At 61.9% G+C, this 20,643-nt stretch carries 17 protein-coding genes; 12 read left to right on the plus strand and 5 right to left on the minus strand.

From position 1 onward, the window contains the following. Positions 1–3: 3 nt before the first annotated feature. Positions 4–642, minus strand: coding sequence for a response regulator transcription factor GacA (gene gacA, locus ACQZ2L_RS10195; RefSeq protein ID WP_101318436.1), 639 nt, complete (start codon positions 640–642; stop codon positions 4–6). A gap of 126 nt (positions 643–768) precedes the next feature. After that, positions 769–1,095 (minus strand): helix-turn-helix domain-containing protein, encoded by a 327-nt coding sequence (locus tag ACQZ2L_RS10200; RefSeq protein ID WP_430325936.1) that lies wholly within the window; start codon positions 1,093–1,095, stop codon positions 769–771. 449 nt (positions 1,096–1,544) lie between these two features. Here ACQZ2L_RS10200 and ACQZ2L_RS10205 point away from each other — a divergent pair, with 449 nt between their 5' ends. From ACQZ2L_RS10205 to ACQZ2L_RS10255, 11 genes are all read left to right on the plus strand, one after another. Further along, positions 1,545–2,852, plus strand: coding sequence for a nucleotide sugar dehydrogenase (locus tag ACQZ2L_RS10205; protein WP_430325937.1), 1,308 nt, complete (start codon positions 1,545–1,547; stop codon positions 2,850–2,852). 63 nt (positions 2,853–2,915) lie between these two features. Further along, a complete protein-coding gene (locus ACQZ2L_RS10210) occupies positions 2,916–4,448 on the plus strand; it encodes a glycosyltransferase (RefSeq protein ID WP_178080758.1) in 1,533 nt (510 codons plus the stop codon). 17 nt (positions 4,449–4,465) lie between these two features. Next, complete coding sequence (locus ACQZ2L_RS10215) at positions 4,466–5,629, plus strand: PilZ domain-containing protein (RefSeq protein WP_430325938.1); 1,164 nt, start codon at positions 4,466–4,468, stop codon at positions 5,627–5,629. A 22-nt stretch (positions 5,630–5,651) separates the two neighbouring features. After that, positions 5,652–7,103 (plus strand): sel1 repeat family protein, encoded by a 1,452-nt coding sequence (locus ACQZ2L_RS10220; RefSeq protein ID WP_430325939.1) that lies wholly within the window; start codon positions 5,652–5,654, stop codon positions 7,101–7,103. After that, on the plus strand, positions 7,100–8,554 hold the full coding sequence (locus ACQZ2L_RS10225; protein ID WP_430325940.1) for an alginate export family protein: 1,455 nt from the start codon (positions 7,100–7,102) through the stop codon (positions 8,552–8,554). Before ACQZ2L_RS10220 ends, ACQZ2L_RS10225 begins: the two co-directional genes overlap by 4 nt. Positions 8,555–8,568: 14 nt before the next feature. After that, on the plus strand, positions 8,569–9,996 hold the full coding sequence (locus ACQZ2L_RS10230; RefSeq protein WP_430325941.1) for an MBOAT family O-acyltransferase: 1,428 nt from the start codon (positions 8,569–8,571) through the stop codon (positions 9,994–9,996). Between the two features lie 9 nt (positions 9,997–10,005). Further along, entirely contained in the window at positions 10,006–11,100 is a 1,095-nt protein-coding gene (locus ACQZ2L_RS10235) for an alginate O-acetyltransferase (RefSeq protein ID WP_430325942.1), read from the plus strand. A gap of 19 nt (positions 11,101–11,119) precedes the next feature. Continuing rightward, a complete protein-coding gene (locus ACQZ2L_RS10240) occupies positions 11,120–11,749 on the plus strand; it encodes an alginate O-acetyltransferase AlgF (RefSeq protein ID WP_430325943.1) in 630 nt (209 codons plus the stop codon). 24 nt (positions 11,750–11,773) lie between these two features. Next, entirely contained in the window at positions 11,774–13,183 is a 1,410-nt protein-coding gene (locus tag ACQZ2L_RS10245; RefSeq protein WP_430325944.1) for an alginate O-acetyltransferase AlgX-related protein, read from the plus strand. Continuing rightward, positions 13,174–14,325 carry a polysaccharide lyase gene (locus ACQZ2L_RS10250; RefSeq protein ID WP_430325945.1) on the plus strand — a complete coding sequence of 384 codons (1,152 nt, stop codon included), beginning with the start codon at positions 13,174–13,176 and terminating at the stop codon, positions 14,323–14,325. Before ACQZ2L_RS10245 ends, ACQZ2L_RS10250 begins: the two co-directional genes overlap by 10 nt. Before the next feature lie 14 nt (positions 14,326–14,339). Next, entirely contained in the window at positions 14,340–15,794 is a 1,455-nt protein-coding gene (locus ACQZ2L_RS10255) for a right-handed parallel beta-helix repeat-containing protein (protein ID WP_430325946.1), read from the plus strand. 3 nt (positions 15,795–15,797) lie between these two features. On the opposite strand, the gene ACQZ2L_RS10260 is transcribed toward ACQZ2L_RS10255, so the two are convergent. From ACQZ2L_RS10260 to ACQZ2L_RS10270, 3 genes are all read right to left on the minus strand, one after another. After that, a complete protein-coding gene (locus tag ACQZ2L_RS10260) occupies positions 15,798–16,229 on the minus strand; it encodes a GNAT family N-acetyltransferase (RefSeq protein WP_430325947.1) in 432 nt (143 codons plus the stop codon). Positions 16,230–16,314: 85 nt separating this feature from the next. After that, positions 16,315–17,010, minus strand: a complete 696-nt coding sequence (locus tag ACQZ2L_RS10265) for a glutathione S-transferase N-terminal domain-containing protein (protein ID WP_430325948.1) — start codon at positions 17,008–17,010, stop codon at positions 16,315–16,317. Positions 17,011–17,575: 565 nt separating this feature from the next. Beyond that, positions 17,576–18,970: an amino acid permease gene (locus ACQZ2L_RS10270; RefSeq protein WP_430325949.1), complete on the minus strand. Its 1,395-nt coding sequence runs from the start codon at positions 18,968–18,970 to the stop codon at positions 17,576–17,578. A gap of 421 nt (positions 18,971–19,391) precedes the next feature. On the opposite strand from ACQZ2L_RS10270, the gene ACQZ2L_RS10275 reads away from it, so the two are divergent. Beyond that, on the plus strand, positions 19,392–20,642 hold the full coding sequence (locus tag ACQZ2L_RS10275) for a 2-aminoadipate transaminase (RefSeq protein ID WP_430325950.1): 1,251 nt from the start codon (positions 19,392–19,394) through the stop codon (positions 20,640–20,642). Position 20,643: the final 1 nt, after the last annotated feature.

Raw genomic sequence — 20,643 nt, forward strand, 5'->3', positions numbered from 1 at the left:
AACTCAGAGGCTTGCGTCGACCATACCGTGGCGTACGGCCAGTAACGTCAATTCGACATCGCTGGTGACCGAAAGTTTTTCGAAGATTCGATAGCGGTAAGTATTGACGGTCTTGGGCGACAGACACAACTTGTCGGAGATGATCTGCACTTTCTGGCAGCCGACGATCATCAGGGCGATCTGGATTTCCCGCTCGGACAGCGAGTCAAACGGCGAGCCCTGCGGCTGGAACGACTTCAGCGCCAACTGCTGGGCGATCTGCGGGCTGATATAGCGCTGACCGGCAAATGCCAGGCGAATGGCCTGGACCATTTCATCGAGCGCGGCGCCCTTGGTCAGATAACCCGCGGCGCCTGCCTGCAGCAGGCGCGTCGGGAACGGATCCTCCTCACACACGGTGACCGCCACCACTTTGGTGTCCGGATGGCTGCGCAGCAGTTTGCGGGTCGCCTCAAGACCGCCGATGCCAGGCATCTTGACGTCCATGAGGACAACATCGGGTTTCAGCTCGCGGGCCAGCTTGAGGGCTGTTTCACCGGAATCCGCCTCACCCACCACCTGCAAGCCGTCGATATCGGCAAGCATGCGGGTGATGCCGGTACGCACCAGATCGTGATCATCGACCACTAGGACCCTAATCAAGCAGACACCTCGTCAGTGGGGCGATTGGATCCCGCCACCATAACAAAAAATTACAGGGTCGACCTAGCCCCACGCATCACAGACCCAGGCCTTTTGCTCGATTTGATCTGACTGTCTGGTCAGGCTTTAGCTGGCCTCACCCAGCAAGCGCTCGGCGAGGTACCACAGCGCGGCCTGATCAGTGACGGACAAACTGCGAAACGTACCTAGCAGGCGGTTCTCGTCTTCATTGAGGTTGCTGATGGGGGGTGGCGTGCGAACGCCACTGAGCACGTATCGAGCGTCGACGCCGCAAGCAGCGACTGCAGCGAGGTAGTCGACACGCGGGGTGCGCTCGCCACTCTCGTACTTACCCTGAGCGTTGGGTTCGACGCCGCCGATCTCGCCAAACCTGCGTTGGGTGAGAGCCAGACGTTCACGCTCTTCGCGCAGCCTGGTGCCGATTCCTTTCATGAGTGTGCTTCCTGTGCAGTAAGAGGCAATCGGGCGCTTCCAGCACCCGAGGTGTCACCGGGGCAACTATGCCTAGCACCGCCGCCCGACGCAAGGCTGTCAGGGGGTGCGGGCAAAGAGATCGCGGGGCGAGCATAAACGACAGTTTACCGACGCCATTTTGTTGCCAAACAAGCAGGATCGGATTTTTGACGCCGAACTTACATCAAACTTTAAATTATTGATTTTTAAGGGTTTTTAAACTTTAACAGGCAACGATTAAAGTATTTTCATCAAGCCGAAGAACAACGCTTGCGGTTCTAACAGCAACCCCTTTAGGATGAAAAAAGACCAAAAAAAACAGCCTGTATTGCCACTTCCTCGCGGCTTGTTTCTGCGCGTCTGCCTAATTGAAAACTTCTTGAACTGAGCATCTCGGCCGGCCTCGCCGTGTCCTGGGAGAGGGATCTATGAACATCAGCATCTTTGGCCTTGGCTATGTGGGCGCAGTCTGCGCGGGCTGCTTGTCGGCGCGCGGTCATCATGTGTTGGGAGTGGACGTCTCCCAGGCGAAAATCGACCTGATCAACCAGGGCAAGTCGCCAATCGTTGAACCAGGCCTCGAGCAACTGCTGCAGGACGGCGTCAATCAGGGCCGCCTGCGCGGTACTACCGACGTCCAGGCCGCAGTACTCGCCACCGACCTGTCGCTTCTGTGCGTCGGTACGCCGAGCAAGAAGAACGGCGACCTCGACCTGGTCTATATGGAAGCCGTGTGCCGTGAAATCGGTACGGTCCTGCGCGACAAGCAAAGCCGCCACACGGTCGTGGTGCGCAGCACCGTGCTGCCCGGCACCGTCAAGAATGTGGTCATTCCGATCCTTGAGCAGTACTCGGGCAAGAAGGCCGGCACCGATTTCGGCGTTGCCGTCAACCCTGAGTTCCTGCGTGAAAGCACCGCAATCAAGGATTACGATTTCCCGGCAATGACCGTAATCGGCGAGCTCGACACCCAGTCGGGCGACTTGCTGGCTTCCTTGTACCAAGGCCTGGATGCGCCGGTGATCCGCAAGTCGGTGGAAGTCGCCGAGCTGATCAAGTACACCTGCAACGTCTGGCACGCGACCAAGGTCAGCTTCGCCAACGAAATCGGCAACATCGCCAAAGCCTCCGGCGTCGATGGCCGCGAAGTGATGGACGTGGTCTGCCAGGACTACAAGCTCAACCTGTCGCGCTATTACCTGCGCCCAGGCTTTGCCTTCGGTGGCTCGTGCCTGCCCAAGGACGTGCGGGCCCTCACCTACCGCGCCGGCCAGCTGGATGTCGAGCACCCCCTGCTCGCCTCGCTGATGGCCAGCAACCGCAATCAGGTCGATATCGCCTTCGATATGGTCGAGCGCACCGGCAAACGCAAAGTCGCCCTGCTCGGCCTGGCGTTCAAGGCCGGCAGCGATGACCTGCGCGAAAGCCCGCTGGTGACCCTGGCCGAGAAATTGATCGGCAAGGGCTACGACCTGCGCATCTTCGACGCCAACGTCGAGTACGCACGGGTGTTCGGTGCCAACCGCGACTACATCGAGTCGGTCATCCCGCATGTGTCTTCGTTGCTGCAGAACGACCTTGAGCAAGTGATCGCCGAAGCCGATGTGATCGTCCTGGGCAACAACGACGAGCGCTTTGCCAGTGCCCTGCAGAACAACGACGGCAAACAGGTCATCGACCTGGTCGGGTTCATGGATCGCGTCAGCGACGAGCAACGCCAAGGCATCTGCTGGTAATCGATGCAGGTCGCACCCCGGCAGTTCGCCGCGGGTGCGGCCGCAGACAGGAGCACACGCTACATGGAACGAACGCAACAGCGACCTTTCGAGGCCCCAGGTTACCTGCGCGCGGCCGCCAGCTTCTGCGCCTGGGCGTGCCTGGCCGGGCTGATCGCGCTGGCGTCGGAGATGATCGCCCCGGCTTATCTGGACCCGAGCCATCATCTGTTCATCTTTGTTATCGGCACGCTCGGCATGTGGCGCTATGGCAATGCCATCGTCCACTACCTGCGCGGCATGTATTTTCTGCATTGGCGGTTCCCACGCATGCGCCGCGAAGTCGAGCGCCTGGGTGATGCGGCGCTGCCTTCGCACATGTTCATGGTGGTGACCAGCTTCCGTATCCCGACCTCGACCACTTTCAAGGTCTACCAGTCGGTGTTTCAGGAAGTTCAGCGGCTGAATGTACCGTGCACCGTGATCGCTTCGATCGTCGAAAAGGGCGACGAGAATTTCATCAAGGACATCATGCGCAATGAAGTGCGTGACCGCGACGACATCAAGCTGGTGATCGTTCGCGCGCGCGGCACCGGCAAACGTGATGGCCTGGCCCACGCCTTCCGCGCACTGTCGCGGCAGATGCCGATGGAAGATGCCGTGGTCGGTGTGGTCGATGGCGACACCATGATGCTGCCCGGCTGTGTCGAACGTGCGGTGAAGATGTTTGCCGTGCTGCCCGATGTCGGCGGCCTGACCACCAACGAGTTCTGCGAAGTCGAGGGCAGCCGCCTGATGCGCCAGTGGCACTCGATGCGCTTTGTCCAGCGGCACATCAACATGTGCTCGATGGCCCTGTCGCACCGGGTACTGACCCTGACCGGGCGGCTGTCGTTCTTCCGCGCCAGCGTGATGATCGACCCGGAGTTCATTCGCGATGTTGAAGCGGACTTTCTTCAGCACTGGCGCCTGGGCCGTTTCCAGTTCCTGACCGGCGACGACAAGTCCAGCTGGCTGAGCCTGATGCGCGCGGGCTGGGACACCTTCTATGTACCCGACAGCCACACCCTGACCGTCGAGCACCCACCCAGCGACAGCTTCTGGATCGCCACCCGGCAGTTGATGTTCCGCTGGTACGGCAACTCGCTGCGGCAGAACTTCCGCGCCACCGCCCTGCTCGGCCGCGCGCGTCTGGGGTTGTTCACCCTGTACGTGCTGTGGGACCAGCGAGTGTCGATGTGGACCTGCCTGATGGGCCTGACCGCCTCGGTGGTAGCTGGCCTGGTGTTCGGCATCCAGTACCTGCTGGTGTACCTGTTCTGGGTATTGATCTCGCGCACCCTGGTGACCGTGCTGTTCGTGTTCGCCAAGCACCCGGTCAGCCCGATGTATCCGTTCGTTCTTTATTACAACCAGATCGTTGGCTCGGTAATGAAGGTCTACGCGATGTTCCACATGGACCAGCAAAGCTGGACCCGGCAGAAAACCACCCTGGCTACCGGCAGTGTCGATTTCGACACCTCGCTAAACCGCTGGTCCTCGAAGGCGATGTTGTTCTCCTCCATCGCCATCTTCTTCGGGGTCATCACCGTACTTCTTGAACTCACGCAACGTTAAAGGAAAGGCGCCTGCACATGAGCATGACCAACAGTCCCGCGGCCCCGGGCAAGACATCGGCCAACATCGTTCATGAAGCGGTTGACGAGCGCCAGTACGTACGCACCCGCATCAACGCCCGCGTGCGCCTTGCCAGCGGCGGTCAGACCGTCATCGAAACCACCCTGCAGGACATCTCGCTGGGCGGTATCGGCCTGCTGCATGAAGGCCCGCTGACCATCGGCGCGCTGTATGACGCGTCGATCCAGCTGCGCCTGAACCAGGTCGACCTGTCGATCGATGGCAAGGTCAAGATCGTCTCCCAGCGTGGCAACGAAGTCGGCGCGCAATTCGTCGATCTCGACGCGCAGAAGCGCGACATTCTGCGCTACATCATCACCGCCTACATGTCCGGCGAAATCGCCGACATCAATGGCCTGTTCAACGTGATGCAGCGGGAAAACTACATCAAGGAACGCAAGCACAAGTACGCTTCGCCGCGTTCTGCCGGTGCCCGCCTCCAGGCCATGACCGGTACCTTGCTGTACAGCGCTGCTGGCCTGGCTGCCTTGGCATTCGTTGGCTACAAGGGTTACATGCTGTTCTTCCGCATCCCGGCCCTGCAGGCCCAGGTTGCGACCAATGCGCAGATCATCAGCATGCCCGACAACGGCTATGTGAAGTACCTGCTGCCGGCCGGCACCACCGAAGTCAAAGCGGGTCAGCCACTGGCCAGCATCTCGACTCAGTTGGCCACCAGCTTCACCAGCCCGGCTGACATGAAGGCGGTTGCCGACCTCTCGCCAGGCGACCTGCAAACCCTGCTCGGCCGCGCCACAATCGAGACCGTGATCAACAGCCCGTGCGACTGCCAGGTGTACTTCCCAAGCCAGCCACTGGATGGCTATGGCTATAAAGAAGCACCGCTGATGCACCTGTTGCCCAAAGACCAGGGCCTGTTCGTGCGCGCCAACGTGCCGTTCGACAAGCTGGCCGACGTCAGCCGCATTCGCTCGGTGGACATGCAGGTGTTTGGCCTGGATGAACACTTCAGCGGCAAGGTGGTCGATGCACGGGTTGACGAGGTCAATCGCAACCTGTCCCTGACCATTGCCCCAGACAGCCCGTTGCCGGCCACGGCCTACCAGAAAGCAGTGTCGGTAGACCTGTTCCTGGGCCTGCCGTTTACCGGCCAGAACTGAGTTCATCGAGAGAGCTGACGTCATGACCCTGAAGACGCCTTCGCGCCTGCTGCTGGCCAGCATCGCCCTCGCCTGTGCCAGCGCCGCCAGCGCTGGACAGAGCCTGGAGCAGATCCGCTACGCCTTGTACAAGGACCCGAGCGCCGACGTCACTGCCGACCTGCGCGAGCTTGCCGGCCGCGGCGACCTGGCCAGCGCCCTGCTGCTGGGCGACGTGCTGGCCGGGCGGCCGGATGGCAAACCGCAAGAGTCGGTGGCGCTGTATCACCAGGCCTTTGCCGATGGCCGCGGGTTGATCCCGGCGCTGGCTTCGCTGGCACGCCTGATCGAGCGCCAGCCAAGCCTGCGCCAGGCCCAACAGCCGTGGATGAAGCAGGCGCTCGAGCGCTACCCGAGCCGGCTCGACCCGCGCAACGCCAGCACTACGCTTGAGGTGTTTCTGGTCTATCCGGAGCTGGTCGACGTGCCGCAGGCCACCGAGCTGCTCGGCCTGTACGAACAGTCGTGCCTGCTCAACTGCCGGCCGCAGCTGTACAAGGCCGTGCTGGCCGAACGCAAGGGCGACCGCGCCGGTGCCGAGCGCTGGTACCGCGAAGCTGCGCGTTTCGACGTGCGTGCGGTCAACCGCTACTACGCGTTCCTCGGCGAGCAGCAAGACCCGGCCTTCCGCGCCTTCGCCTCCGAGCTTGAGCCGCAGCGCAGCCAATTGCCGGTAGAAGTCGTGCACGCGATCGCCTCGTTGCTGGACAACATCACCAGTGTGCAACGTGCCGAGCAGGACGCCGACCGCTACGAGCGCGAAGAAGCCAACCCGGCTGCTGCCAAGCTGCCACCAACGCCAGAGCAACTGGCCCGCGACAAGGTTCAGGCCGAGGCACTGGCAGCATCGATCGCGCAAGTTCAGCGCTGGCGCGACGACGCCGTCGAGCGCGGTTTTGTGCCGGCGATGGTGTCCAAGGCCAACTACATGATCTCCAACCCGACCGAACACAACGCCGATGAAACCCAGGCGATGATCGATCTGGTGCAAAAGCGCGACCCGGTCCGCGGCAAAGCCCTGCAGGCGTCGTTCTACATGGTCAATAACTGGCTGACGCTTGATCCGGACAAGGCCCTGGCCCTGATCGAGGAGCTGCGCGCCAGCGGTTACCCAAGCGCCGGCCTGTTGCTGGCCGAGTACTACAGCAAGGGCGTGGCTGATCAGCCCGATCAGGAAAAGGCCATGGCGCTGTTCCAGGCCGAGGCCAACAAGGGTTCATCGGCTGCCTGGTACCGCATGGCCAGCCTGCACACCTTTGGCCGTGCCCTGTGCCATGACCGGGTCAAGGCCTACACCTACGCGCGGATTGCCCTGGATATGGGCGAGCGCAGTGCGCGCAGCCTGGTCCGACGTCTGGAAAGAACCCTGCCCAAGGATGATATCGAGCGTGCCCTGGCCGCACGCAACGACCTGTTGAAGGAGGCCACCCTGTGAAAGCGCATTCCCCCCTGTTCGGCGCCCTGCTTGCCCTGGCCCCATTGTCGGCAGCGTTCGCTGCTGAAGAAGTCACCGGCCCCGAGGCTGACAGCAACGAACCCGTGCGGGTTGCCGCTGCTGATGGCAGCGAGCCGGTGATCACCTCCGAGTTCTTCAACAAGCTCACCGTACAGACCGGCTACGGCCCGGAAGACTCGCAGGTCGGCAGCGACCGCGAGATGTTCTACAGCCTGCGCTACGAGCCGTCGTTCGCCTGGTACTCGCCGGAAAAGCGCTGGGCCAAATGGATGGTCTATGGCCGCCTGTGGTTGAACTATGACTCCAGCCAGTCGAGCAACCTGACCAACGAAGGCACTACCACCAACGCCCGCGAACAGCCCGAAGGCTGGTACGCCGAGATGCGCGAGCTGTACGTCAAACGTAACTTGATCGGTGATGATCCGCGTTTTTCGGCATCGTTTGGTCGCCAGCGGTTCTTTGACACCTACGGCATCTGGTGGGACGACAGCCTCGAGTCGCTGCGCTTCAACTACAAAGACACCTTCTCCGACGCCTTCGTCGCGGTCGGGCAGAAGTTCCACAACTACAACACCGACGTCAACTCGCTGCCTGACAGCGAATCGCGCACCACCTATGTGATGAGCGAGTACGCCTACCGCTGGACCCAGAACAACCGCGCCGGCGTGCGCCTGATGTACGAAAACGACCACAGCGGGCATGACGCAGACGACCGCTACGACTTTACCGGCGTGCGCTACGGCCTGTTCTTCAATGGCGACAACCTGCCCTCGCCACTGGTCAGCGACTACCATCTGGAACTCGCCGCGCTCAACGGCAAGATGGACAACACCGACGGCAACGGCGTCACCAGCACCGGCAACACCAGCAAAGGCTGGGCCGCGCTGGGTGAAGTCGGCAAGCGCTTCGACGACATGCCGTGGACGCCGCGGGTAGCACTGCGCGGCGGTCTGACCGACAAACCGAGCGATGAAAACGACGGTTTCCGCCTGAACGCGATTCAATCGGATCGGATCACCCGCACCGGCTCCTACAGCACCCGCCTGACCAGCTCGTTCGTCGCCCTCGACCTGCGCAACCTGAGCTACTACGGCATCGCTCTGGAAACCCGGCCGACGCCGCGCACCGCCCTCGATATGCGGGTCACTCAGCTGAACCTGCGGGATGCCGATGGCACCTTGCCGATCCGCATGAACGGTGACCAGCGTGCGCAGCGTAACCGCGAGATCACTCAGGGCACCCAGGGCAGTGGTCGTAACGTCGGGCAAATGCTCGACATCAACTACTACTGGAAGATGTTCCCGGTCGCCCTCGATGGCAAGCACCTCGATATCAACGCCCTGGTCAGCGCCAGCTACCTCAATGCCGGTAGTGCGCTGGAGACCGGCGATGACTATCAGCTGAGCCTCGGCGTAGTTGTCAGCTACTAAGGACGGACCTTGCCATGATCTTCGCCTCCAACGTGTTCCTGTTCCTGTATCTGCCGCTGTTCCTGGCCGTGTACTTCCTGGCCAGGCCGCAGTGGCGCTCGACCGTGATCGTTGCCGCCAGCTACATCTTCTATGCCTGGTGGCGGCCGGACTTCCTGCTGCTGTTCGTCGCGATCACCTACTGGAACTACTGGTTCGGCCTGCGCATCAAGGATCGCCTCGACGCCGGCGACAAACGCTGGGCGCTGCGCCTGCTGTGGATCGGCGTGATCGGCAACCTGTCGACCCTGGGCTACTTCAAGTACGCCAACTTCGGCGCCGAAGTGCTGGCGGTGCTGCTGGCGCCACTGGGTATCAACACCTGGACGCTGGAGAACATCTTCCTGCCACTGGGCATCTCGTTCTACGTGTTCCACGCGCTGAGCTACATCGTCGACATCTACCGCAAGGACGCCACGCCAACCAACCGCTTCATCGACTTCGCCGCCTTTGTTGCGCTGTTCCCGCACCTGGTGGCCGGTCCGATTTTGCGGTACAGCCAACTGGCGCCGCAGCTGCGCGAACGTACCCACTCTTGGGAGCTGTTCTCGCTCGGCGTGTGCCGGTTCATGCTCGGCTTCATCATGAAGGTGTTGATTGCCGACCGCCTGGCGCCGATCAACATGCTCTTCGTTGGTGAAGGCACGCTGCAGTTCAGCGATGCCTGGTTTGGTCTGGTGGTGTCGACCCTGCAGCTGTACTTCGACTTCGCCGGTTACAGCCACATGGCACTGGGCCTGGCGTTGATGATGGGCTTCCGCTTCCCGGAAAACTTCAACCAGCCGTATGTGGCGCAGAGCGTGACCGAGTTCTGGGCGCGCTGGCACATGACCCTGGCGCATTTTTTGCGCGACTACGTGTACATGCCGCTGGTGCGCAAACGCGTCACCGGCGCCCTGCCCGCGCTGGTCTGGACCATGCTGCTGTCGGGGCTGTGGCACGGCGCGAGCTTCGCCTTCATCTTCTGGGGACTGTTCTTCGGCTTCGCCATGGTCATCGAACGCAAGTTCCACCTGGCGACCAAGATCAACACGCCGTACAAGCTCGGCCGTAATTTGCGCACCGCGCTGCTGATCGTGCTGAGCATGCCGCTGTTCTTCACCATGGACCTGCGCCACAGCCTGGACATCTACAAGGCGCTGTTCGGTTTCAACGGCTTCGGCTCGCTGGAGCTGTACGTGTTGGGCGCCTCGAAGATGGCCATGGCGTTTGTCCTGGTGGCGGTGGTGTGGCTGCTGCTGGCCGGGATCAACAACGTGCGTTTCTACGCCGGCAACAAGGACGGCTACTTCATGCGCCACGTCGGTGCGCTGCACAGCGTGCTGCTGTGGGGCGGCTTCGTGCTGGCACTGAGCAGCCTGGCGGCGAATTCGTTCTCGCCCTTCCTGTATTTCCAGTTCTAGGAGACTGCCATGTACCCCGTGATGAATTCGGCCAGCAAGGCCAATGGCATTCTCTTCGTGTTGGTGCTGGCGGCGATGTTCGTCTATTCGCTGCCGCCGGTGTTCAGCTTTGCCCGCACCCAGACCGACACCTGGAACCTGTTTGTCGATGGCAAGCTGCTGCGCAAGTTCGAGCAGGTCTACGACAAACGCTTCTTCCTGCGTGAGCCTTCGGTGGAGCTGTGGGCCGATGCCCAGTTCAAGCTGTTTGGCGAAGGCACCAAGGGTGTGGTGCTGGGCAAGCAGGGCTGGCTCTACACCAACCAGGAATACCGCGTGCCGAACGACCTGCAAGCCAACCTCAACACCCAGCTGGAGCAGATCGCCAAGATCAAGGCGCAGCTGGCCGAGCACGGCAAGCAGTTGGTGATCCTGCCGCTGCCAATGAAGCTGGATGTGTATGCCGAGCATGCCCAGCACCGCTTCGATCCACGCGTGGTCAGCCTGTACGACGATTTTGTCGGCGAACTGCAAGCGCGTCAGCTCGACGTGGTGCCGCTGCGCGGGGCGTTCCTCAGCAAGCTCAACGGCCCGGAGTTGTTCCTCAAGTCTGACACCCACTGGAGCCCGGACGGTGCCCGCCTGGCCGCCTTCGAGCTGGCCCGGCAACGCCCACAACTGGTCGGCGATCAGGCTTACGTGTCGCACAAGGCCGGCGAGAAAAGCGTCAAGGGCGACCTGATGAACTACATCCAGTTCGACCACAACCGCCTCGCGCCGCAGTTCGGCCCGAACCAGATCGACCTGTACGAGACGCTCAAGGCCGAGCAGAGCAGCGACGATTTGTTCGCCGAGCAGGAGCAAAGCCTGCTGCTGGTTGGCACCAGCTACAGCAAGATCGATGACTGGAACTTTGTCGGCTTCCTCAAGGAAGCGCTCAACCGTGACCTGATCTCGATTGCCGTCGAGGCCCGTGGCCCGTTCGAGTCGATGAGCCAGTTTCTCGCCGGCGATCAGTTGAGCAACCCACAGATCGACACCGTGGTCTGGGAGTTCCCCCTGCGCACATTGCTGGCCCATCGCCCGGGCTCGCTCAGCCGTAGCGCCCAGCCGCAACATTTTTGAAGAATCAAAGGAGTAACCGATGAAACTCACCCACCTGTTTACTGCAATCGCCCTCGCCTTCGGCAGCCACCTGGCGGTCGCCGCCGAAGGCAACGCCGACCTGTACGATGCCGTCGCCCCGGCCGACTCGGCGTTTGTCCGCGTGCTCAACCTGTCAGAGAGCAATATCGACGTCAGCCTCAGCGGCAAGGTCAACCCACAGAAAGTCGCCGCCGGCCAGCTCAGCGGTTACCGCTTCATCCCCGCCGGCACGCACAAGATCGCCGTCGGCGGCAAGGCCATCGAACCGCAGCTCAAGGCCAACGCCGCCAGCACCGTGGTCTACGACGGCAAGCAGCTCAAGTTGATCGCCGACAAGTACGTCAACGAGCCGAAAAAAGCCCAAATCGCCTTCTACAACCTCAGCGACAAGCAAGCTGCGCTGAAGACCGTCGACGGCAAGCACGTAATCGTCGACCCGCTGAGCAACGGCCAGACCGGCAGCCGCATGGTCAACGAGATCAAGATTGGTTTCGCCGCCTACGAGGCTGAGAAGAAGGTGGCCAGCTTCGATGAGCTGTTCCTTAAAAAAGGCCGCTCTTACAGCTACGTGCTGCTGCCTGACGATCGCAGCATGAGCATGGCCAACAGCATCGACCCGACCGAGTAATTTCGCTGCAAGGATGAAATGGCAATGAAGATCCTCAAACCCCTGGGCCTCGGCGCCGCCCTCGCCCTGCTCAGCCAGACCGGCCACGCCGCCACGCCTGCGCAAGGCGCCAAGCCCGGCTGCGAAAACCTGCAGTGCATGGTCTGCCCGGCCTTGAGCGATCCTCAGCAGTATGCCGAGGGGCGCATGAAACTGATGCGCGAGATCGTCCCTGGTCAGGAGCGCTGGCTGTTCCGTTCGGCGGTCGACCTGACCAATGAGTTCGGCATTCCGGCGCCGATGCGCCCGGAGTTTGCCCGCCTGATGAAAACCTTCAACCAGCAGGGCATTCAGGTCGCCATGGCGATCCAGCCGACCCGTGGCCTGATGCACCGTGACCGGTTGATTGGCGAGCATCCTTACGGCTTTGACTACGCCCGCGCCAGCGCCAACCTGGCGGCTTACCTTGGCCAGCTCAAGCAAGGTGGCGCGGTGGTCGCGCCGATGATGCAACTGGTCCAGCAGCCGCCCAAAGGCGAGTACTTCTTCCGCCGCGACCACCACTGGACACCGGTGGGCGCCGAGGCGACCGCGCGCCTGATGGCAGACGAGATCCGCCGTCAGCCGTTCTATGCTGGCCTCACCAAGAAGCAGTACCGCACCGAGCCTGGCGTGATGGTGCCCAAAGACGGCACCCTGAATCTGGCCATGAGCGCGATCTGCGGCAACAACTACGGTTTCCAGTACGTGCGCGGCTACCAGACCATCCCGGTCGAAGCCAGCGCCGAAGCGCTGTTCGACGAGGCGCCGGACCCGGAAGTGATTCTGGTCGGTGACAGTAACGCGGCAGCGCGGGAAGACGAGAGCAAGCAGTTCAACTTCGACGGCTACCTCAAGCAGTACCTCAGCGTCGACGTGCTCAACTACGCCCTGCCCGGCGTTGGCGAGGACGGCTCGCTGCTGGAATACCTGCTCTCGGATGACTACAAGGCAGACGCGCCGCCGAAGCTGATCGTCTGGGAACTGCCAGCCAACTACCGGCTTGACTCGCCATTGATGTATCGCCAACTGATCCCGGCGGTCAAAGGCGGCTGCGAAGCGTCGCGCGAAGTGCTTGGCAACAAGCTGCAGCGTTCGCCGCTGAAGGTCGGCGAACGGATCGAGCTTTTGTCCAACGCCGGCAGCGGTCGCCAGGCGCTGAGCGGGTCGAACGGCTTTCTGGATATCCGCCTGAGCGACAAGAACGTCAAGGACTTCTACGTCATCGTCTACTACGACAACGGTGCTCGCGACAAGGTCTGGTTCCGCCGTGAAGCTGCGGTCACGGGTGGCCAGTACTACCTTGAACTGAGCAAAGATCCGGCCTACGCCGGCGCCAACCTGCTGTCGGTGTTCCTTGAGCCGACCAAGGCCAGCGCTGCGCCTACCGATGTGGAAACCCGTCTATGCCTGTAAACCTGCAACGCGCGACGGTCAGCACTGGCCGCGCGCCCGCGCGTCAACTGAGCCTGCTGGCTCTGGCCCTGGCCCTGCTCGCGCCTCAGGTGCAGGCAGCCCAGTCGATCTGGCCTGCGCGCAATACCCCGCAGGCAGCGATGATCGCCGACTACCGTACCCTTGAGTGCAGCAAGGCGCCGCCGCCGCCGTACACCGGCAGCCTGCGCCTGCAAAGCAAGTACGACCAGAGCGACGCGAGCAAGTCGACCTTGCGCAGCAGTCCGGATGCCGACAGCGAACGGATCGGCAAACAGGTCAAGGAGTTCATCGGCGGCCTGATCTATGCCAGCAAGCGCTTCCAGCGGGCGAAAAAGCCGCAGGAGGCCAACATGGCCCTGGCCTGCCAGGACCAGTGGCTGGAACAGTGGGCCAGCGCCGGCGCACTGCTCACCGAGGACGCCAGCAGCACCGGCATGGCTGCACGCAAGTGGGCGCTGGCATCGATGGCCGGTGCAGTCTTGCTAACCCAGTCGGCCAGCGATGGCAAGTTGCAACTGACCCCGGTGCAGAAAGACTGGTTCACTCGCCTGGGCGAGCGCGTGATCGCTGAGTACGACCCGCGCCGCAGTGCCCGCGGTGTGTACTTCAACAACCACGACTACTGGGCAGCCTGGGCAGTGGCGGCCACCGGCATGCTGGTCGGTCGTGACGACTTCATCCAGTGGGCCGACGGCAATCTGCGCCGTGGCCTGGCCCAGGCGGTACGCAACAGCGACGGTAGCTACGCCTACCTGCCGCTGGAAGTCGCACGGGCGAAACTGGCCGCCAGCTACAGCCAGTACGCGCTGGTGCCGCTGGTGCTGCTGGCTGAATCGGCCCGCGCCAACGGCCTGCCGTGGACGGCCGAAGACCAGCACACGCTGGATCTGCTGGCCAACTTCGCCGCCCGCAGCGTGCTCGACCCGGACGCCCTGCCAGAACTCAAAGGCAAGTCGCAGGCGGACGTTGCGCCGTACAAGCTGGCCTGGCTGATCCCGTATCTGCAACGCAACCCGGGCAACAGCCTGGCGCGCAAGCTGTATGACAGCGAAGACGGTGAGGTCGACAACTACAGCCAGCTCGGCGGCCCGATCCAGTCTGCTTATTCCCATTTGCGTTGAACAAGGACGTGCCCATGGCCCCCTTCGCCCGTTTTTCCCTGACCTGCCTCGCCGCCCTGCTGCTGGCCGGTGCTGCCCAGGCCGGCACGCAGACCTTGCCCGTCAAGCAGACGGTCGACGTGCTGCCTGCCGAGCAATACCAGCAACACTTGCAGCAACTGCGCCAGCAGGTCCGCCAGGCAGTGACCTTTGCCCAGGCCGAACGCGCACGCCCAGCTGGCCGCGCCAGCGTCAGCCTGCAACCGATGTTCTCGGCCCAGGCCGGTAGCTGGCCGTTCGAGCCGTTCGTCAACAATGGCTTGTTCCGCGCCATTGCCGGCTATCAGGCGCATCACCCGCAAGTGGTGACCCTGCGCGGCGGCAGCATCACCCTCGCCCAGTTGCACGATGCGTTGAATGACTCACGCATCCTCAAGCGCTACAAGGATGGTTATCTGCTCAGCTACCCGCTGATGATCGGCGCCGATGCCGGCCTGGTCCTCGAGGGCACCAGCCTGTATCTGTCGAGCTACTCCGGTACCGCGCTGATCAACCAGGGCTGGCTGGGGCTGAACAAGTCCAACCTGGAAAGCATGGCCGGTGACAAGGCGGGCAATACCGACCGCGCCTGGCGCCCCTTCGTGATCGCCTGGGCCGGCAGCCACACCCAGGTGGTTGGCTCTACCTTGAAGCGCCTGGGCTACAACGCCAACCTGTCGCGTGGCCTGACCACGGCGATCAGCACCCAGCAGCCGGCCAGCAGCCGCCCGGCCACGGTGGTGATCCGCGACAGCCAGTTCAGTGAGATGTCCAGTGCGGTCGAGCTGCAGCGCAGCCAGGCAACCATCGAGGGCAGCCGCTTCGAGCAGTCTCAGCAATATGCAATCGATGTGCGTGACAGCCAGGTCAGCCTGCATGACAACCAGCTGCGCGGCATCGACAACAACAGCGGCGTGCGTCTGCGTGGGCAAACCCGGGCACTGGTGGAAAACAACCTGATCCTCGGCGCGGGCAAGGCTGCCATCGAAGTCAGCGAGCAACAGGGCGCAGTGTTGCTGGCCGGCAACCGCATCGGCGACAGCCGTGGCAATGGCATCCAGCTGCGCAGCCTGGCGCCAACCCCGGCAGCGCCACTGGTGATCGACAACAACTTGCTCGGCAGCAGTGTCGGCAGCGCCATCGACGCAAGCGAAGTCGGCGCACTGGCGCTGCTGGGCAACTACATCACCAATACCCCCGAGTACGCGGTGAGCCTGCGCAACGCCACGCCCTTGGCCGGGCCGCTGCTGCTCAGCGGCAACCGTCTGGGCCAGGTCGGCAAGGCCATCCTGCGGGTAGAAGGCATGCGTCAGGTCGAGTTGGGTGGCAACAGCTTCGATGGCAAGCCACTGCTGCAGAACCTGTTGATCGGCGACCTGTTGCCGCTGCAGGGCACCCTGCTCGAGTCGACCGTGCGCCAGGGCAATACCGTGCGCGTCAGCCAGCGTTGAGGCTCAGGCGACTGCGCGCTGCATGCGCACGAAGCAGTCGTCTTCGCCCATTTCGACGAAACCCTGGCGCAGGTACAACTGCCGCGCCGGGTTGATCTTGAACACCATCAGCCGCAGCAAGCCCAGCTTGCGCCGCGCGGCCATCGCGGCCAGGGTTTGCAGGGCCCAGCTGCCGACGCCGCGGTTGCGCTGCTCGGGCAGCAGGTGCAGTTCGCGAATGAACAGCGCCTGGCGATCCTGGCTCAAGCTGCAAAAACCCAGCACCGTCTCACCTTCCATCAGCAGCCACTGTTCGCGCCAGCTCCAGGCCTGATCGAAGGCTTCTTCGATCCAGCGCAGGCCAAAGGCCTGGTAGTACGGCAACATGGCCTGGCGGGTGAGACCCCGTGCGAAGCTGCGGTGGCTGTCGTTGGCGCGGATCAATTCAAAGCCCATTGCCTACCACCGCGGTGCTGGCCTGTGCATCGTCTGAAGGCTGTTGCAGGATCTTCATCGCTCACTCCAGAGCACCCAGTACCACTCAGCTCGGGATCGTCAAACCGCGCTGTACCGCTGGCCGCGCGAGGAAGTTGGTCAACACCCGCTGCACCTCCTTGAACTGCTCGAACTGCACCAGCTCGCGTGCGTTATAGCGGTCGACCAGATTACGCACCCAGGGGAAGATGGCGATGTCGGCGATGCTGTAGTCGTCGACCATCCATTCCCGGTCCTGCAGATGCCGATCCAGCACCCCCAGCAAGCGCCGCGATTCATTGACGTAGCGATCACGCGGACGTTTGTCTTCGAAGTCCTTGCCGGCGAAGAAATGGAAGAAGCCAACCTGGCCAAACATCGGCCCGATGCCGCCCATCTGGAACATCAGCCACTGCAGTGTCTGATAGCGCTGGGCCGGGCTGACGCTGAGCAATTGCCCGCTCTTCTCGGCCAGGTACTGCAGAATCGCGCCTGACTCGAACAGCGCCAGCGGCTGGCCGTCCGGCCCGTTGGGGTCGAGGATGGCCGGGATCTTGTTGTTGGCACTCAGCGAAATGAATTCGGGGCTCAGCTGCTCTTCATTTTCAAAACTGACCTTGTGCGCCTCATAGGCCAAGCCGATCTCTTCGAGCATGATCGACACCTTGACCCCGTTGGGTGTTGGCAGCGAATACAGCTGCAAGCGCTCGGGATGCGCGGCAGGCCATTTGTGGGTGATAGGGAATGCGCTCAGATCGGTCATGGTCGCTAGCCTGTGTGCGGAAGAATGACACTGTAGGCCACAGAAGCGTTCGCTGACTATCTCCTGCTGCGAGAGATCTCCCTCTGCGCCAGCGCAGCAAGGCGTGCCTTTGATCTTGATCTTGCCCTACGCCAGCGCAGCGAGGCGTGCCTTTGATCTTGATCTTGATCTTGCCCTGCGCCAGCGCAGCGAGGCGTGCCTTTGATCTTGATCTTGATCTACCGGCGACTCAGGAGGCCGAGCGCAGGTCTTGCGAAGGGAGGTGACGGGCATGGATGCCCGTCAAGCGCTGCGGCCCAGGATGGGCCGTACAGCGCGGTCCTCCCGGGAGCAAGACCGGAGCGAGGGAACCCCGCAGCGCAGCGAAGGGGCCGGATGTGGAGCCAAGCATTTTTTTGGTTACTTTTTTGGGGCGTTTGCCAAAAAAGTGACTCGCCGTAAGGGCGAAAGGGGCCATAACTTCATATAAATCAAACGGATAAGCTCCCCGTAAAGAAGGGCAAAGGGGCCCCAAACCGGCACCCCACAAGATCGGCATCAGCCCAAAACACCCACCCCAACCCCATCAATCCCCAGAAACCAAAACCGAAGACCGCCCCACCCCACGCCGCCGGGTAACCGCCACCAGCAAGATAAACGCCGTAACCCCAGCAGTCATCAACGTCTCATACCGATAAGCATCACTGAGCAACATATACCCCAGCACCATCACAATCGTCCCGATCACCAACCAGGTCAGCCAAGGGAACAACCACATCTTCAACTCCAGCACAGTCCCCAGCCGATCCGCCCGCCCACGCATGCGCAGCTGCGAAACCGCAATCACCAGGTACACCAGCAACGCAATCGCCCCCGTAGTGGACAGCAGGAAGCCAAACACCTTCCCCGGGAACACATAGTTGACCAGACACCCGGCAAACCCAGCCAAGGTAGACAACAGCACTGCCACCGTCGGCACGCCATTCCCCGATACACGCCGCACCATCACCGGCGCCTCCCCCCGCGAAGCCAGCGAGTAGAGCATCCGCGAAGCCGTGTACAAGCCAGAGTTCATGCAACTGGTCACCGCCACCAGCACCACCAGGTCAACCAGCAGTTTCGCCCCCGGCACATTCAGCACCTCGAGCGCCCGTTGGAACGACCCCACCGCTTTCAGTGCAGGATCGTTCCACGCCACCAGCGACACCACGAGGAAGATCGACGCGAGATAGAAGATACCGATGCGGTACACAACCAGGTTGGTCGCCCGGCGAATCTTGTCTTTCGGATTGGCCGTCTCATCGGCAGCAATGGTCACGATCTCGGCACCAAAGAACGAGAAAATGGTGATCAGCACCCCGCCCAGCACCGTGCCAAAGCCGTTCGGCATAAACCCGCCATTGGCCCACAGCTGGCTCACACCGCGCGTCTCGGCCAACGGCCAGAAACCCAGCACCGCCATTGTGCAAACGATGATGAACGCGACGATGGCAATCACCTTGATCAAGGCAAACCAATACTCGAATTCACCGAAGTTTTTCACGCTGATCAGGTTGGTGCACGACAACACCACCATGATCAGAAACGCGAACAACCATGACGGCACATCAGGGAAATACGCATGCAGGATATCCGCCCCGGCAATCGCCTCGACCGGAATGATCAATACCCAGAACCACCAGTACAGCCAGCCGATGGTAAAACCAGCCCAAGGCCCAATCGCTTCACTGGCATAAGTCGAGAACGAGCCGCTGTTGGGGTTGGCGATGGCCATCTCACCGAGCATGCGCATCACCAGCAGCACCAGCAAGCCGGTCATGGCGTAGGAGATCAGAATCGCCGGCCCAGCCGTGGCGATGGCATTGGAAGAGCCGATGAACAACCCCGCGCCGATAATCCCGGCAATCGAAATCATCGACACCTGACGCGAGGTCAGACCATGTTGCAAGGACCGCTGTTTCTTGTTTTTTAGCGAAGCCATGGAAAACCCTCGAGTGGGTCGGCCGCCGCTCGGGCGGCTGAACTTGGAGCAGAATTCGTACAATGCAAACGTGCATCTAGTTGTTGTTCTGTAAGTACCGACGCAAGCCTTTTCGTTATTCAGGCCTACCCAGCCGCGATCATTGATCCACGTCAGTATTGATCTTCGGGGGGAGTACCAACAAACGACCTTTTTGCAGCACATGATTCCGCAAGGGAATGAACTCATGCCGAGACGACCTGACCAATCGGCCAAAAAACAAAAAAACACCCACCACCTTGAGCCAGCGGTTTACGCCGCCATGCACGCCAGCGCTTGAGATTCAGGAATCAAGGGAATGACCGCAATCGAATTATTCGTTTGCGCGTGGGCCATCAAAGCGTTTGGATAGTCCGCAAAATCGAACAAGGTGCGTGTGCCCATGAATCAGGAAAGTATCAGCCAGTCCATTTCCATCGTTCACCCCATCACACTTTCCCATGGCCTCAATGCACATGTCTGGGATACCGACGGCAACGGCTATATCGACTTCGTCGGCGGCATCGGCGTACTCAACCTGGGCCACTGCAACCCGGCAGTAGTTGCAGCGATCCAACAGCAGGCCGGTCGTTTGACCCACTATGCGTTCAACGCTGCCGCCCATGGCCCGTACCTGCAACTGATGGAACAACTGAGCAGTTTTGTGCCGCTCAGCTACCCCATGGCCGGGATGCTTACCAACAGCGGCGCGGAGGCTGCCGAAAATGCCCTTAAGGTCGCCCGCGGTGCCACCGGCAAGCGCGCGATCATCGCCTTCGATGGCGCCTTCCATGGCCGCACCCTGGCCACCCTCAATCTCAATGGCAAGGTCGCACCGTACAAACAGCGGGTCGGCGATTTGCCTGGCCCGGTCTATCACCTGCCCTACCCCAGTAACGACACCGAGGTCACCTGCGAACAGGCGCTCAAGGCCCTGGATCGGCTGTTCAGCGTCGAACTGGCAGTGGAGGATGTGGCTGCGTTCATTCTCGAGCCGGTGCAGGGCGAAGGTGGCTTCCTGGCGCTTGATCCGACGTTCGCCCAAGCGCTGCGGCGCTTCTGCGATGAGCACGGGATTCTGTTGATCATCGACGAGATTCAATCCGGTTTCGGCCGCACCGGGCAGCGCTTTGCCTTCCCGCGACTGGGCATCGAACCCGACCTGCTGCTGTTGGCAAAGAGCATGGCGGGCGGTATGCCGCTGGGCGCGGTAGTCGGCCGCCGGGAGTTGCTCGCAGCGTTGCCCAAGGGTGGCCTGGGTGGCACCTATTCAGGCAACCCGATCGCCTGCGCGGCAGCCTTGGCCAGCCTGGCGCAGATGACCGATGCCAATCTGGCGACCTGGGGTGAGCGCCAGGAGCAAGCTATCGTCGGCCGCTATCATCGCTGGAAGGCATCAGGGCTGTACCCGTCACTGGGACGCTTGACCGGGGTCGGCGCCATGCGTGGCATCGAACTGGTCAATACCGACGGCACGCCAGCCCCGGCGCAGTTGGCCAAACTGCTGCAAGCGGCGCGCAGCAAGGGTTTGCTGCTGATGCCTAGCGGCAAAGCGCGGCATATCATTCGTCTGCTGGCACCGCTGACCATCGAGGCAGAGGTGCTCGAAGCAGGCCTGGATATCTTCGAGCAGTGCCTTGCCGAGCTGGACTGAG

Origin of the sequence: Pseudomonas shirazensis, from assembly GCF_050496565.1 — a bacterium.
GTDB classification, from domain to species: Bacteria; Pseudomonadota; Gammaproteobacteria; order Pseudomonadales; family Pseudomonadaceae; genus Aquipseudomonas; species Aquipseudomonas shirazensis_A.